This is a genomic window from Pseudomonas nitroreducens NBRC 12694 (genome assembly GCF_002091755.1).
GTDB classification, from domain to species: Bacteria; Pseudomonadota; Gammaproteobacteria; order Pseudomonadales; family Pseudomonadaceae; genus Pseudomonas; species Pseudomonas nitroreducens.
The window spans coordinates 17,288-31,194 of sequence record NZ_BDAI01000010.1; the positions used below are offsets into that span (position 1 = coordinate 17,288).

The window sequence follows — 13,907 nt, forward strand, 5'->3', positions numbered from 1 at the left end:
AACCCTCTCCCGGCGGGAGAGGGAGTCGTCCGTGCCGGCTGACGTTGAGGTTTCATCCTGCACCGAACGGTCCCCTCTCCCGCTCGCGGGAGAGGGTTAGGGTGAGGGGCTCTTGATCGGGCAGGAGCGAGCTTGCTCGCGAACCGCCCCAAAGGCGAACCCACTCGCACGACTGTTCGCGAGCAAGCTCGCTCCTACAAAAAGCATCACGATCTATCCTTACCCTCCAGCCACATCGCTCGCCGCGACACCGCCGGAGGCCGTCATCGACCCGGACGAAGCCAACTTCCTCAGCTACCTGCTCGCCGAAAGCGGCGACGGAGACGCGCGCGCCTTCGCCACGCTGTATCGCTGCACCGCCCCGCGCCTCTACCCCTTGGCGCTGAAGCTGAAGGCCGATCAGACACAGGCAGACGCCCTGCTGGTCGACACCTTCCTCCACGTCTGGACCGACGCCGACCGCTATCACCCCGCGCGAATCGCCGCGCTGGACTGGATGATCGCCCTGCTCTACCAGCTCGCCGGCCACCCTTCCCCACCGCCCAGCGACGAACCCTGGCCGGAACTGCCGCCCCCGGACGAACTCTGGCCCGCCATCCATGCGCGCCTGCCCGATGACGAAGAGGACAGCCCCGGCCTGCGCTGGCCGCTGATCATCGCCAGCGTGGTCGGCGTGCTGATCGGCGCGGTGATCTGCCTGAGCCTGCTGATGGAGCTGCGCCCCGCGACTTAGGCGCTTGCCTGAAAGACGATGGCTGCCGCCGCACATCCGCTCTCCGTATATCCGGAAACTCCCCGCCACACCCCGTAACCCGCCATAAAAACCCTGAATTCGGTGCGGCATCACCTTGCCAATCCGTCACGCAGTTGGCATAAACGTCCGAATCTTTTTCGCACACATAACAAGGAAGTTTCGATGCGCATTCTCGGACGCGTCCTACTGGCGATTTTGCTGCTGCTCTTGCTCGTCGGCGGCCTCATCGCCTGGTACACCGCGCATCCCAACCTGCCGGAATACACTCCGCCGCAGAAGATGCTCCACCTCGAGGAGCAGTGGTCCAAACAGGACCGCGAAACCTACTACTACACGCCCCAGGGCACCCAGGTGAAAGGCCTGCGCTACGACTGGTTCACCCACCTCGAGCAGCCTTTCAACAAGGACAAGTTCGCCTCCCCGGAAAACCTTGCGCGCTTCGGCTTCCTCATCGAGCCCGAGCAGATCGGCCGCGCTCCTGACGACACCCTGGCCGCCACCGCAAAGAATCCCGGCAACCTGCCGGTCGGCTTCGCCCGCCACCAGGACGGCGAGAGCGGCGCCTGGTACCTGGACATCACCTGCTCCGCCTGCCACACCGGCGAGCTGCGCTACAAAGGCACCGCCATCCGCATCGACGGCGGCGCGGCCATGCACTCCATCGCCTCCACCGTGCCCACCCTGCGCGGCGGCGCGTTCGGCCAGGCGCTGGGCGCCAGCCTCGCCTCCACCTACTACGTGCCGTGGAAGTTCGACCGCTTCGCCAAGGGCGTACTGGGCGATCGCTATCCCAAGGGCAAGGCCGCGCTCAAGCGCGACGTGCGCAACGTGCTCGGCACCCTCGTCTCCACCGCCTGGAACGACACCCACCGCGGCCTCTACCCGACCCTGGAAGGCCCCGGCCGCGCCGACGCCTTCGGCCGTATCGCCAACAGCGTGTTCGGCGATGGCATCGACGCCTCCAACTACCGCGTCGCCAACGCCCCGGTGAACTACCCGCAGGTGTGGGACATCTGGAAATTCGACTGGGTGCAGTGGAACGGCTCGGCAATGCAGCCCATGGCCCGCAACATCGGCGAAGCCCTCGGCGTCGGCGCCACCCTGCGCCTGTTCGAAAGCGACGGCAAGCCGGTGATGGGCGATGAGCGCTACGCCTCCAGCATGCGCCTGCGCGACCTCTACACCCTCGAGGAAACCCTCAAGCAGCTCAAGCCGCCGACCTGGCCGAAAGAGGTCTTCGGCGAGATCGACCTGAAGAAAGCCTCCCAGGGCCGCGCTCTGTTCCAGGCCAACTGCGTCTACTGCCACGGCCCGCACGTGAAGGAGCCCGGCGCCAAGGACTACATCGCCCCGGCCCGGGTGCCCGAATGGCGCATGAAGCTGGTGTCCACGAAAGAGATCGGCACCGACCCGACCACCGCCGACAACATCGCCGACCACACCTTCGACATCCGCGCGCTGAAGCTGAAGACCGACGAACTGCAGGGCATGAACGTCCACCTCTACCCGCAGAGCGACGTGCCACTGGACCTGTCGAAGATCTCCGCCGCCAAGGGCCTGGCCTACGTCACCGCCTTCGTCGAGCAGCGCGCCTACCGCGACGCGCATATCAGCGAGCCACAGCAGCAGGAAATGAACGGCTACGGCCTGCCCATCGGCGTGCAGGAACTGCGCGCCTACAAGGCCCGCCCGCTGGACGGCATCTGGGCCACCCCGCCCTTCCTGCACAACGGCTCGGTGCCCAACCTGTTCCAGATGCTCTCCCCGGTGGCCGAGCGCGATGCGCAGTTCTGGGTCGGCAGTTTCGAGTACGACCCCAAGTTCGCCGGCTACCGCACCGAGCGCTTCCCCGGCGGCTTCCTCTACAAGACCAGCGTCACCGGCAACAGCAACCGCGGCCACGAATTCCGCGACGGCTGCCGCCAGGACGGCGTCATCGGCCGCGCCCTGTCGCCGGAAGAACGCTGGGCGCTGGTGGAATACCTGAAGGTGCTGGGCAACGCCGAATACGAAAGCAAGCTCGACCCGAACGTCCCCACCCCACCGTGGACGCCCGGGCCGAAGTGCGAATAACCGGCCAGCGCTGAACTGTCTTTTGTAGGACCGAGGGGGACGCCTAGTCCTTGCTCGCGAACAGACTCCCCACCGCTCCAGAGTGAAGCGGGTTCGCGAGCAAGCTCGCTCCTACAGGCAACCCTAGGCTCCGCAGCAACCTGTAACACCGATCCGCCCCCTCTCCCCCTGGGAGAGGGCTGGGGCGAGGGCCAGCCGCCCGCTCCCAAGCACCACCGAAACACCGACCCCATCCCCTCTCCCTTCAGGGAGAGGGCTAGGGAGAGGGAAACGCTCCACAGCCAGCCCGCACGGGCCAGGGAACGGAATCCCCTCCACAAAAAGAAAACACCAAAGGACCCCGTGCCATGCGCTCCCTGCTCACCCGAATCTGGCTCTTCCTCGGCAAATGGCTCGGCCGTCTGCTGCTCGCCATCGCCGCCATCGGCCTGCTCGGCTGGGGCATCGGCAGCCTCTACTACGCCTGGAAATTCTCCGGCCCCGTCTCCGCCCAGGAAGAAATCCCGCCGGGCGAAGCCCAGCTCACCCAGGCCATCATCGAAGACGCCGTGCGCATCGTCGAACAGCACCGCGACAACACCCGCGTGCTGCGTGACGCCCACGCCAAGGCCCACGGCTGCGTGAAGGCCGAAGTCACGGTCGCCAGCGACATCGCCCCCGGCCTGCGCCAGGGCGTGTTCGCCGAACCGGGCCACAAGTGGGAGGCCATGGTCCGCTTCTCCAACGGCAACGCCTACCCGCAGTTCGACAGCGCCCGCGACGCCCGCGGCATGGCCATCAAACTGCTCGACGTCCCCGGTGCCAAGCTGATGCCCGGCAAGGGCCACGACACCGAGCAGGACTTCGTCATGTTCAACCACCCGGTGTTCTTCGTCCGCGACGTCGCCGAATACCGACAGAACTTCGCCGCGCAAGCCAGCGGCCAGAAGGTCGCCGCCTTCTTCCCCAGCTGGAAGCCCAGCACCTGGGAAATCCGCCACCTGGTCATCGCCCTGCAGACCCTCGCCCCCGCGCCCGACAGCCCCTTCGAAACCGGCTACAACGGCATCGCGCCGTACAAGCTGGGCGAGGCGAACAACATCAAGTTCCGCGTCATCCCGCAGGCCGAAGGCTGCCCGGCCTACCAGTTGCCCAAGCTCAACGAAAAACTGCCCAACTTCCTGCGCACCGCCATGTACCAGCAACTCTCGGTCGACCGCGTCCCCGCCTGCTTCGCCCTGCAAGTGCAGAAACAGGACCCGAGCAAATACATGCCCATCGAAGACACCAGCGTCGAATGGAGCGAATCCGACGCTCCCTTCCAGACCGTCGCCACCGTCAGCATCCCGCCCCAGGACTTCGACAGCCGCGAGCAGAACCTCGCCTGCGACAACATCTCCTACAACCCGTGGCATGCCCTGCCGGAGCACCAGCCAATTGGCGGGATCAACCGGTTGCGGAAGGCGGTTTATGAGGCGGTGAGTGTTTATCGGCATCAGCGCAATGGAGTGGGCGGGGAATAGTCCCGTCCAACTCACAAGAGACGCAGTAACTGAAATTCAGCGGCAAAAAAGTTGGCGATAGATGACGTTTCACGATTGGTTGATTGCCCAAGGCAAAAGCCCCAAGACCATCAAACACTACACCGGTGCCATCGACGGGCGCCTACAAGGGATGACTGCGCATTTCAATAATGGCGACTTCTCGCTGGGCGATATCAAGACCAGCGCAGCATTCGCCGACACTTGCCAGAGGTTCGATCCAACTGAGGAAATCCTGCCGCTGAATACACGCGGGAAGGACATGTATCGCCGAGCTCTGGTGATGTATGCGGAGTATCGGCAAGGTTCACAGAATGAAGCAGAGGTCCTGCTGGACCTTTTCCAGCGATCAGTGCAACGAGCACTGCAGGATACCAGCGAACAGCGAAGATCCCGCCTCGCTAAAGCTCCCAAGAAGCCAAGTAGAAAGATAGTTCCTACGGTGGTGTTCAACCGTAATCCCGATGTAGTAGCCGAAGTCTTGGCGCGAGCGAAAGGGAAATGCGAAGGCTGCAAGAAACCTGCACCCTTCATACGCAAATCGAACAACTCGCCCTATCTAGAAGTACATCACCGAACTCCACTCGCTCAGAACGGAGAGGATACGGTACAGAACGCCATTGCACTTTGCCCAAACTGCCACCGCGAAAGACACTTTGGCTAACCAAGCTTCCGATTAGTTGAGTGCGCTAACTGCTTATTCTAAAAATTTTCATATCGACCGCCACCGTCGTGGACAAACGCTCGATCCACGCTGGAGAGTTAATTGATTAGCAGCAGGTTGGCAGAAATGTTGGGGAAACAATGAGGCGCACGATAGAAACTCTGCAATATGTTGAACAGCGCAGAACCTAGCGAGATAACTGAATGCGAGAGCGGGATTGGCAGGACGCTTTCTGGGTGAGCTCAGGCGCTCGGCGGGTGCTCGCTGATTGCCGGGCGCAGCGGCTGGCGAGGCTGGGCGAAGCGGTTGCAGAGCTAGGAAGCTCAAGCATGGGTGCAGCTGGAGAGGCAATTGGCTCAAGGCTGTCAGTTAGCTACCATGTCGCGCCCCTCACTAAGGGGCTGCGGGCGCGGATGTCGCGCGGCGCAAGGATGAATCAGTGCCTCAGGGATACTTATGCGCAAACTTTTCGGCATCCTACCGCTCGCCATCGCCCTTACGCTTTCCGCCTGCAGTTGGGATCAATCCCTGCACAATGTCAATGCTTTCGACAAGTATGCGACCCTGCGCTTCTTCGAACTCTACAAGACTGATATCCAGTATTCGCGATTCGATGAAGAAGCCGGCATGCGCCAGCGTGATGCTTACTCGCCGTACATGTTGCCGGTGCGCATCGCCGATAGCGATCAGTGGATGGACTTCACCGATGACCTGGGGCCCAAGTACCTGACCTTCGGCAAACGCCTGGAGCGCGATACTTTTCCGGCCGGGCTGGAGCCGGTGCTGACTTTCATCGCCTGGAGCGAACTGCCGCTGGAGCAGCGTATCCAGAGCCGCGAGAAGCTAAGTGCCCGCCCGGAGTTCACCGCGATCAATGCCCGCCTGGAGCTGGAGCGCGGTAGCAACGAGCCCCTGCTGGTATTCACTAAGAGTGCACTGGCCTTCACCCGCAAGCCGCAATATGCCGTCGACTATGCCAACGCGCGAACCATGCTGCGAACTGCGGCGGCCTGGCACGAGCATCCGAAAGAGTAGCGGGCATGCGTATCGAGCTGATTGCATCGCAGATGCTGGGATTCTGGAACTCCTGTGGTGAAGTCAGCCAGTGCGAGTTTCAGTTCGGCCAGCGACTGATCTACGTCGCGCACCCTACTGGTGAAGCGTCGGAGTCTTATTTGCGGGCGGTCCGACCACTGGCCCAAGCCGCGTGGGACGATATCGACGCGGTCATCGCATTTACCTGGGAGACGGTCCGCCCTGGCGAGCCGGAACTCTGGCAATTACTGGAGTCAGCCACCTGCCGGGGTTCGCCGCTGGAGGTCTTCTCGATCCATATTGCCGCGGGGAACGGCACAGTGTCCTACACGCTGTCTTGGAATCCGGACTTCGATTGGCGGCAGGAGGTCTACGGCGAGTTCGACACTTGGAAGGAGTCACCCATCGCGCTGCAGCGATTCGAACCGGAAAAAGATCTCTGGCTGAGCATCAGGCGCCACGGCGACGGGCGCTTCGAGTTGGAAAACCCTAAGCCCCTGGCCTGGGGCACCGAATGAATCGACTCTCCTGCAAACTGTACAAGTCGCGCTACAGCATGGACTTTTACCCAGCCCTGAGCATTGACGGGCTGCCGCTGGAAGTCTGGTTGCCGCAACACGATGCAAGCGCAGAACTCGACTTGGTCTGCGCTCATGCAGGCCTCTACAGCGATACCGATTCAGCGCTGATCTGGGATCGATCGTATTCCGTGGCACCGGGCTGGAGGACGGTCGTGCCTTTGCTGGTGTGCTCCGATGACCTGGACCTGAGCTGCGCGGTGATCGCTGTCGAACAGGTGGCAGACGAGCAACATGTTCGCTGGGAGCGCTTCGGCTTGTTGCGCGAGTGTATTACCCACCCCACTCCCATTCCCGAGTATTACGACATTCCAGCGGCAGTGTTCGACCGCGACCAGTTCATCGCCGCGCTGGACGATTTTCGTCGGGAAATCGGGCTGCGGATGGAATGGGATCTGCCGTGATGGCGCAGGGCGCGGCGCAGCATCAGCCTCGCCCTCCCTGCTGAGGCGTCACACAAAAATCAGAGCCGGCCGGTCAGCTTGAGGACGGTGAAGACCAATCCACCGATGGTCATCGCCGCCGAAAGGATGGTGCCGAGGATCAGCGGGACGAAGGTGGCCGGCGAGACATGGGGCGAGACTTCCAACTGGAAGCCGGGGCGGATGTGTTCCGGGGTCAGGCAGGTGACCTGGTAATCGCCGGGTTCGCTGCAGCTGAACTCGCCCAGTGGGTTGCTGGAGTTGCCGCCCATGTCGCTGCGCCGCACGCTGAACAGGTTGAAACGGCTATAGCGCTGGTACGGCACGGGCTGGCCGGAGGCGCGGGCGGTGATGGCGAAGTCGGCGGAGAAATAGGCGGTACCGGTAACCACGGTGAAGGCCGGGAAGACGATGTTGATGACGTAGCGCCCGGCGCGTGGCAAGGCGACCGTTTGCGGGCGCGTGGCGTCGGCCCAGCGCTGGCGCACGGCCGGGAAGATGATGCGGCGCAGCCGGCCGATACAGCGGGTCAGCAGGTAGCCGCCCAGCAGCATCAGCACGGGAGCGCCCCATAGCAGGGTGGTGGGTTCGAGGGTCATGGGCGCCCTGCTCTGTCAGGTACGTTGGCTGGGGTAGCAGGAACTATAAGCCAGCCGTTCCCCGAGCATGCAATCTGCGGCGCTGCGCGGGCCCGATCCTGCAATCTGCATGGCCATCGGCCGCCGAGATTTTACAAGCCATTGATTAGACTAGAAATATTATTTTGTTACACCTGGCATAGCCGCTGCAGCGGAAAGACGGAGGCTTCCACCTCTCTTTCACGGAGCAGTCAGCAATGATTACAACGACCGATGCCTACGCCACCACTGCCGTGGATACCACCGACCATTCGGGGGTGTCCTGGGCGGCGGTATTCGCCGGAGCCGCCGGGGCGGCGGCGCTGTCCCTGATCCTGATCATCCTGGGCTTCGGCCTGGGCTTTTCCGCGGTGTCGCCCTGGCCGGGCGATGGCGCGACGCTCAAGCAGATAGGCGTTTCCACCATCGTCTGGCTGATGCTGACGCAGATCCTCGCCTCGGGCCTGGGTGGCTACACTGCCGGGCGCCTGCGCGCGCGCTGGGCAACGCTGCATGACGACGAGGTGTATTTCCGCGACACCGCGCACGGCTTCCTCGCCTGGGCCGTGGCGACGCTGGTAACCGCGACGCTGGTGGTGGGCTCGGTCAGCAATATCGTCGGCGGTGGCGTGCAGGCCGGGGCTTCCGCGGCAACCACCGCCGCCGCTGCCGCGGGTTCGAACGCCAGCGCCAGTGGCACGGACGGCGGCTCGGCGTACTTCATCGACATGCTGTTCCGCGACAACCGCCCGGTGGCCGTCAGTGACGACGCCGCCCATGCCATCGCCACGCGCATCTTCCTGCGCGGCCTGGCCGACGGGCAGTTGAGCGCGGACGATCGCAGCTATCTCGCCCGCGTGGTTTCGCAGCGTACCGAGATCAGCCAGGCGGAAGCCGAGCAGCGCATCGACCAGGTATTCGCTGCGGCCCAGCAGGCCAAGCTGAAAGCACAGCAAGCGGCCGACACTGCCCGCAAGGTGGCCGCCGCCTCGGCGTTGTGGATGTTCGTGGCCCTGCTCTGCGGCGCCTTCTTCGCCAGCTTCCTGGCCATCCACGGTGGCCGTCGCCGCGATGCGGTGGTGCTGCTGACCAATACCCGCACGCTGCATTCCACGCAGTCCCGTCCTGCCCACTGACCGGAGGCACACCATGCGCTCGATTCTTCTGTATTTCCTCGGCGTTCCAATCCCGATAATCATTCTGATCGCGCTGTTCTGGCACTGATTGCAGCCGGCTGGCGCAGTGACGAAAAAGCCGTCCTCGGGACGGCTTTTTCAATGGAGTGCCGAGTGGGTTCGCGAACAAGGAACCGGTGTCCGTCCGGCCCTGCGCGATCAACCCTTTCCCTTCGAAGCAAAGCGTGCAGCCAGGGATGGGGAGAGCTGCGCAGCCCTTCCAGAAGAGGCCAATTGCCCGGCCGGTTCCGGCAGGAACGAACCTTCCGGCGAATCATCGGAACAGCAGTCGCAACGGCGATGGATAGAGCAGCACTCCAATCCATCCTAAGTACATGGCGACCTCAGCCGCAGGAGCCGTCCATGGTTTCCTGGCTTTCACGGATGATGCGCTGGCCTTCGTCGCGCAGTTGCGTCCAGGTGGGTATTTCATGGCAGAGCTCGGCGACGCGCACGGTCATCTCGCCGATCTTGTGCATCGCCCTGGCGGAGCCGCAAATGCCAAGGTCCTGGTTGTTGGCTTGCTGGCCGAGCCGTTCCATGTAGGAGTGGCCCTTCTGCTGCGCTGCCTGGCAGCCGCCGGTGAGGTCGACCGAGCCGACTTCGCCGGAAACCGCTGCGTCACCGGCGCTCTGGCTGCCACCGGCCGGCGCAGCCGGGGCATCGGCCTGCACCAACTGGCTGTTGCTGAACACGCCGCTGGCGGTGGTGCCATTCGGGTAGCGATAGGTGCCGTGGCCGCTGAGCGTGCCGTTCTGCAACTCGCCTTCGTAGCGGTCGCCCTTGGCCCACTGGATCACCGCGGGGCCGTTGAAACTGCCCTTGCGCAGGGTGCCCTCGGTGGTGGAGAACACCTGGCCGTCCACCAGCGACAGGAGGATGCCCTTGCCGTCGGCGAAACCGCCTACGCACTGGCCGGACCAGATGTAGCTGGGATTGGAGCGCTGGGCGTTCCAGTCCTGAACCAGGCAGCCCTTGTCCGTTCTGGCGAACTCGCCGGCAAGGCCCGCTGCGCTGACAAGCATGGCGAGCAGACTCGCCAGTCCGATTCGATTCATTCGATCACCCGCTGACAAGGCTTCAGGGCCCGATGGCTTTCCTGCCGGCAAAGAATAGTGGCGGGCCGATATCACCGCTAGCCGGGAGACAGCGGCGGCGCGAAGGAGACTTCGTACTTATCGCCGCCGCGCGCAGGAAATATCCGATAGAGCCCTCTCCCCCCGCTCCCTAGCCTTGCGCTCCATGCAAACGAGGGCGCGCGGGCTTGCTCATTCCGGGCAGAAATACCCGCCGCCCTCCTGCCCTGGAGAGTTTCTGCATGTCTGCCGTCGAGAAGAAGTTCCAAAAGCTGGCCGCCACCTTCCGCGCCGCCCTGGCGGCAGGCAATTACCGCCAGGGCCGCGACGTGGCGCGTCAGGCGCTGCAGCTCTCGCCGAACAATCCGACGCTGCTGACGGACTACGCCCTGTGCCTGATGCGCACCAAAGACTACGAACAGGCCTACAAGACCTACCTCAAGCTGCTGAATACGCTGTGCGAAGACAGGATGCCGGACACCGCGCTGGACGGGCTGACGGAGGTTTGCGGCTGGCTGAAGCGGGAAGACCTGGTGCGCCGCTACGGCAACCTGTCGCTGAGCGTGGCAGATCGCAAGTACGGCCAGCTCCCCGCCTATCCCCTGCCCGATACGCCGCCCCCGCCGTTTGACGGCTCAACCCCGGAACGCAACCTGATCGTGTTTTCGCTGTTCGGCGCCCGCCCCCGCTATTGCGAGAGCGCGCTGAAGAACGTGGAAGCCGCACGCGAGCTGTTCCCGCAATGGCGCTGCCGCTTCTACGTGGACGACACGGTGCCGCCGACGGTGCTGGATCGCCTGGCGAAAGCCGGGGCGCAGGTGGTGCTGGTGGACGCGGCGACACGCGCTTCGATCCCGTCGACGATGTGGCGCTTCCTGGTGATGGAGGACCGCGAAGTCTCGCGCTTCCAGGTGCGCGATGCCGACTCGCTGCTCTCCGAACGCGACCGGGCGGCCGTTGAGGCGTGGCTGCGGAGTGGCTACTGGTATCACCACATGCGCGATTACTTCAGCCACACCGAACTGCTGCTGGCGGGCATGTGGGCTGGCTGTCACAACCCGAACCTGCCGGGCATCCGCGAGCTGATCGCCCAGTACCTGAAGGATGAGAAGGCGCATCCGCGCTTCGCCGACCAGTACTTCCTGCGCCGCAGCCTGTGGCCGACCATCCGCCAGAGCCTGCTGAACCATGACGAACTGTTCGGCTTCCTGGAGGCGCAGCCCTTCCCCGCGCACGAGCCGGTGCGCTGGCGGATGGAAGCCTTCCATGTGGGCTGCAACGTCAGCTACCAGGGCATCAAGGTGCCGAGCAAGCTGAAGGACGGCGAGCTGCAGCCCTGGGGCCTGTTCGAAGCCGAAGGCACGCTGCTGTGCCGTTACGAATCGCCAGTGGCCAAGGGGCACTGGGAGGAATGGATGCCGTACTTCCTCTGCGACGCCATCGCGGACGGCCGCTGCACGGTGCGCAGCCTGGCGTGATTGATCCCCGAGTGCGAATCGCGCCGGTGGCGCGACTCCCCGCCATCCTGCGAAAGCGCCCGCGGCCGGTCAGTAGACTTCCGGCACCTGCAACTCCTGCGGCGTGGGATGCCGGCGGTAGCCTTCGTGGCGCTGCCGCTCGGGCAGGCTGACAGCGGGCAGGTGCACTTCCTGGTAGGGAATCTGGCTCAACAGGTGGCTGATGCAGTTCAGCCGTGCGCGCTTCTTGTCGTCGGCCTGCACGATCCACCAGGGCGCCTCGGGGATGTGGGTGCGCTCGAGCATGATTTCCTTCGCCTTGGTGTAGGACTCCCAGCGGCGGCGCGATTCCAGGTCCATGGGGCTGAGCTTCCATTGTTTGAGCGGATCATGGATTCGGCTGAGGAAACGGTAGTGCTGTTCCTCGTCGGAAATGGAAAACCAGTACTTGATGACCTGGATGCCGGACCGCACCAGCATGCGCTCGAACTCGGGCACGCTGCGGAAGAACTCCTCGTACTGGCCGTCGGTACAGAAGCCCATTACCCGCTCGACCCCGGCGCGGTTGTACCAGCTGCGGTCGAACAGGACGATCTCCCCCGCCGCCGGCAGGTGCGAGACGTAGCGTTGGAAGTACCACTGGGTCTGCTCGCGGTCGTTCGGCGCGGGCAGCGCGGCGACCCGGCACACGCGCGGATTGAGGCGCTGGGTGATGCGCTTGATCACGCCGCCCTTGCCCGCCGCGTCGCGGCCCTCGAAGAGGATGACCACCTTGTGGCCGGTCTTCACCACCCAGTTCTGCAGCTTGACCAGCTCGGCCTGCAGGCTGAACAGGGTGTGGAAGTAGCGCTGGCGCGCCAGGCGTTCTTCATGGGTTTGCAGGCTGCCGTGGCGCAGCCCTTCGAAATCGTAGAGTTCGTCGAACAGTTCGAGTTCGAGCTCTTCGTCGCGGTCGTCCTGCAGGTCGCGCTGGACGCGCCGTGGGAAGTTCTTGTCATCGAGCAGCATGGTGGGTTGCCTTGTGCCGTCACTGGCTCAGCCACATTGAGTGACACTTTCATGACAGAAAAATGTAGTCACGCTTTATGACGAATTCATTACAACCAGTGAAAGAAGTTTCTTGCAAAGCCCGTGCTAGAGCGTCCCTTGATAGGACACCCGATGAATTAAGAAGATCTTAAGAACGCACGCCGAGCCGCCGAGCGGTGCTGGTATCGAAGCGCTATCAGCCCGGGGAAAAGGCCGCGAACATCCGTCCGCGGCCGTGGGGAAGTGACTATGCGGGGAGGAAAATGCTCAGGCGTCAGCCAGCGGGCGCGGCTTGTTGACGTACTTGAAGGTGCCCGAGGCGGACGCCACGGCCACGCCCGCGCTATTGCGCAACTCGGCCTCGCAGAAGGCGATGGAGCGCGTGTGGTGGCGGACGCTGCCAAGGGCTTCCAGCACTTCGCCCACCTCCCCGCCCGGCCGCAGGAAATTGGTCTTCATTTCCACCGTCACCACGCCGCGGCCGGCTTCGTCGGCATCGCTGGCACTCAGGGCCATGGCGACATCGAGCAGGGTCATGATCAGCCCGCCATGGGCGTTGGCCCAGCCGTTCACGTGCTGCGGTTCGACGCGCACCACCAGCCGACCGGGGCCGTTGCCGTCCTCCGCCGGGGCATGGCGGAACTGCAGGAGGTCGAGCATGGGAATGGCGATGCCACGGTGTGCGGTGTAGAGCTTGAGCTGTTCGATATCGAGGGGCATGGGGCTTCCTGGTGCAACGAGTGGGGCCAGGCGATATTCCCCGCTCCGACCGGCGGATCGCAAGCCCGGCGAAGCTTCATGCACGGCGGGAATGCCCGTCGATTGCAGCGCTCAGGCGCCCCACCGGCGCCCCTCGCCACGGGTGGTCAGCGCGCCTTGCGGGTGCCACTCTTCTTTTCGCTCTGGCGCTCGACGGCCTGGACGAAGAGTTCCTCTACCAGCAGCGACTGGATCGGCGAGCGTGTTTCCAGCGACAGGCTCATGGACTCTAGCTTCTGGTTCACCCCCAGGCGGGCGATGCCGCACAGCAGGATGCGCTGGGCGCCGAAGATGCTGCCCTTGTCGACCAGCACTTCGCGGGGCTTGTCGCCGTCCAGGTAGCTGATCTTGAGGGCTACAGCGGTGTCGTCGCGCACAGCCAGGTTGAGCCAGGTGGCAACGTTGAACTCGACCACCCATCCCAGGCCGGTCTTCTTGGCCACGGCTTCACGGACCAGATGAGCGGGAACCGGACCCAGGGGGGTACTGTGGTTTTCCATGGGGTTACTTCTGACGGCTGCGGGTAGAGCGAAATGCGCTAACGGAAGACCCGAGTTTATGTGAAGCAGTTCAAGTTTTCAGTCTGTATTTTGTAAGACACCGACTATTGAGTAAGCACGAAGTTACAGATCCGGGGCGCTCTAAAATGCCGGTTACAGCCCGGAAACGGATGACGGAAAAAGGCTGACGACGCGGATCGGCAGAGGCGCTCCGACAAAGTGAATGACTACAGGCCAACATCAGGCAA

Annotated in this window: 14 protein-coding genes; 9 read left to right on the forward strand and 5 right to left on the reverse strand. The window is 63.7% G+C overall.

Annotation, left to right across the window (positions count from 1 at the left end):
- Window positions 1–112: 112 nt before the first annotated feature.
- The 7 genes from PNI01S_RS21450 to PNI01S_RS28690 all read left to right on the forward strand — a co-directional run bounded on the left by PNI01S_RS21450 (window position 113) and on the right by PNI01S_RS28690 (window position 7,028).
- Window positions 113–733, forward strand: a complete 621-nt coding sequence (locus tag PNI01S_RS21450) for a sigma-70 family RNA polymerase sigma factor (RefSeq protein ID WP_084359040.1) — start codon at window positions 113–115, stop codon at window positions 731–733.
- Window positions 734–916: 183 nt separating this feature from the next.
- Window positions 917–2,827, forward strand: coding sequence for a di-heme-cytochrome C peroxidase (locus PNI01S_RS21455; RefSeq protein WP_084359042.1), 1,911 nt, complete (start codon window positions 917–919; stop codon window positions 2,825–2,827).
- Between the two features lie 347 nt (window positions 2,828–3,174).
- A complete protein-coding gene (locus PNI01S_RS21460) occupies window positions 3,175–4,329 on the forward strand; it encodes a catalase family protein (protein ID WP_084359044.1) in 1,155 nt (384 codons plus the stop codon).
- A gap of 61 nt (window positions 4,330–4,390) precedes the next feature.
- Complete coding sequence (locus tag PNI01S_RS21465) at window positions 4,391–5,011, forward strand: HNH endonuclease (RefSeq protein WP_196912643.1); 621 nt, start codon at window positions 4,391–4,393, stop codon at window positions 5,009–5,011.
- Between the two features lie 456 nt (window positions 5,012–5,467).
- Complete coding sequence (locus PNI01S_RS21470) at window positions 5,468–6,046, forward strand: hypothetical protein (RefSeq protein WP_037011605.1); 579 nt, start codon at window positions 5,468–5,470, stop codon at window positions 6,044–6,046.
- Between the two features lie 5 nt (window positions 6,047–6,051).
- Window positions 6,052–6,564: a hypothetical protein gene (locus PNI01S_RS21475; protein WP_084359046.1), complete on the forward strand. Its 513-nt coding sequence runs from the start codon at window positions 6,052–6,054 to the stop codon at window positions 6,562–6,564.
- Window positions 6,561–7,028, forward strand: coding sequence for a hypothetical protein (locus PNI01S_RS28690; protein WP_256576704.1), 468 nt, complete (start codon window positions 6,561–6,563; stop codon window positions 7,026–7,028). Before PNI01S_RS21475 ends, PNI01S_RS28690 begins: the two co-directional genes overlap by 4 nt.
- 59 nt (window positions 7,029–7,087) lie before the next feature.
- On the opposite strand, the gene PNI01S_RS28565 is transcribed toward PNI01S_RS28690, so the two are convergent.
- Window positions 7,088–7,645, reverse strand: coding sequence for a hypothetical protein (locus tag PNI01S_RS28565; RefSeq protein WP_196912642.1), 558 nt, complete (start codon window positions 7,643–7,645; stop codon window positions 7,088–7,090).
- 236 nt (window positions 7,646–7,881) lie between these two features.
- On the opposite strand from PNI01S_RS28565, the gene PNI01S_RS21490 reads away from it, so the two are divergent.
- A complete protein-coding gene (locus PNI01S_RS21490; RefSeq protein WP_084359048.1) occupies window positions 7,882–8,799 on the forward strand; it encodes a hypothetical protein in 918 nt (305 codons plus the stop codon).
- Window positions 8,800–9,182: 383 nt separating this feature from the next.
- On the opposite strand, the gene PNI01S_RS21495 is transcribed toward PNI01S_RS21490, so the two are convergent.
- Entirely contained in the window at window positions 9,183–9,896 is a 714-nt protein-coding gene (locus tag PNI01S_RS21495; RefSeq protein ID WP_084359050.1) for an MORN repeat-containing protein, read from the reverse strand.
- Between the two features lie 260 nt (window positions 9,897–10,156).
- On the opposite strand from PNI01S_RS21495, the gene PNI01S_RS21500 reads away from it, so the two are divergent.
- Window positions 10,157–11,392, forward strand: a complete 1,236-nt coding sequence (locus PNI01S_RS21500) for a tetratricopeptide repeat protein (RefSeq protein WP_084359052.1) — start codon at window positions 10,157–10,159, stop codon at window positions 11,390–11,392.
- Between the two features lie 69 nt (window positions 11,393–11,461).
- Here the strand turns inward: PNI01S_RS21500 and ppk2 are convergent, their stop codons facing one another.
- The 3 genes from ppk2 to PNI01S_RS21515 all read right to left on the reverse strand — a co-directional run bounded on the left by ppk2 (window position 11,462) and on the right by PNI01S_RS21515 (window position 13,659).
- A complete protein-coding gene (gene ppk2 / locus PNI01S_RS21505; protein ID WP_084359054.1) occupies window positions 11,462–12,379 on the reverse strand; it encodes a polyphosphate kinase 2 in 918 nt (305 codons plus the stop codon).
- 288 nt (window positions 12,380–12,667) lie between these two features.
- The gene (locus PNI01S_RS21510; RefSeq protein ID WP_024763329.1) at window positions 12,668–13,120 is read right to left on the reverse strand and encodes a PaaI family thioesterase; all 453 of its coding nucleotides are present in this window, start codon (window positions 13,118–13,120) and stop codon (window positions 12,668–12,670) included.
- Between the two features lie 146 nt (window positions 13,121–13,266).
- The gene (locus PNI01S_RS21515; protein ID WP_024763328.1) at window positions 13,267–13,659 is read right to left on the reverse strand and encodes a hypothetical protein; all 393 of its coding nucleotides are present in this window, start codon (window positions 13,657–13,659) and stop codon (window positions 13,267–13,269) included.
- Between the last annotated feature and the right edge of the window lie 248 nt (window positions 13,660–13,907).

Coding starts and splice junctions, on each gene's coding strand:
- PNI01S_RS21455 (WP_084359042.1), top strand. CDS start 917: ATGCGCATTCTCGGACGCGTCCTACTGGCGATTTTGCTGCTGCTCTTG.
- PNI01S_RS21460 (WP_084359044.1), top strand. CDS start 3,175: ATGCGCTCCCTGCTCACCCGAATCTGGCTCTTCCTCGGCAAATGGCTC.
- PNI01S_RS21465 (WP_196912643.1), top strand. CDS start 4,391: ATGACGTTTCACGATTGGTTGATTGCCCAAGGCAAAAGCCCCAAGACC.
- PNI01S_RS21470 (WP_037011605.1), top strand. CDS start 5,468: ATGCGCAAACTTTTCGGCATCCTACCGCTCGCCATCGCCCTTACGCTT.
- PNI01S_RS21475 (WP_084359046.1), top strand. CDS start 6,052: ATGCGTATCGAGCTGATTGCATCGCAGATGCTGGGATTCTGGAACTCC.
- PNI01S_RS28690 (WP_256576704.1), top strand. CDS start 6,561: ATGAATCGACTCTCCTGCAAACTGTACAAGTCGCGCTACAGCATGGAC.
- PNI01S_RS28565 (WP_196912642.1), bottom strand. CDS start 7,645: ATGACCCTCGAACCCACCACCCTGCTATGGGGCGCTCCCGTGCTGATG.
- PNI01S_RS21490 (WP_084359048.1), top strand. CDS start 7,882: ATGATTACAACGACCGATGCCTACGCCACCACTGCCGTGGATACCACC.
- PNI01S_RS21495 (WP_084359050.1), bottom strand. CDS start 9,896: ATGAATCGAATCGGACTGGCGAGTCTGCTCGCCATGCTTGTCAGCGCA.
- PNI01S_RS21500 (WP_084359052.1), top strand. CDS start 10,157: ATGTCTGCCGTCGAGAAGAAGTTCCAAAAGCTGGCCGCCACCTTCCGC.
- ppk2 (WP_084359054.1), bottom strand. CDS start 12,379: ATGCTGCTCGATGACAAGAACTTCCCACGGCGCGTCCAGCGCGACCTG.
- PNI01S_RS21510 (WP_024763329.1), bottom strand. CDS start 13,120: ATGCCCCTCGATATCGAACAGCTCAAGCTCTACACCGCACACCGTGGC.
- PNI01S_RS21515 (WP_024763328.1), bottom strand. CDS start 13,659: ATGGAAAACCACAGTACCCCCCTGGGTCCGGTTCCCGCTCATCTGGTC.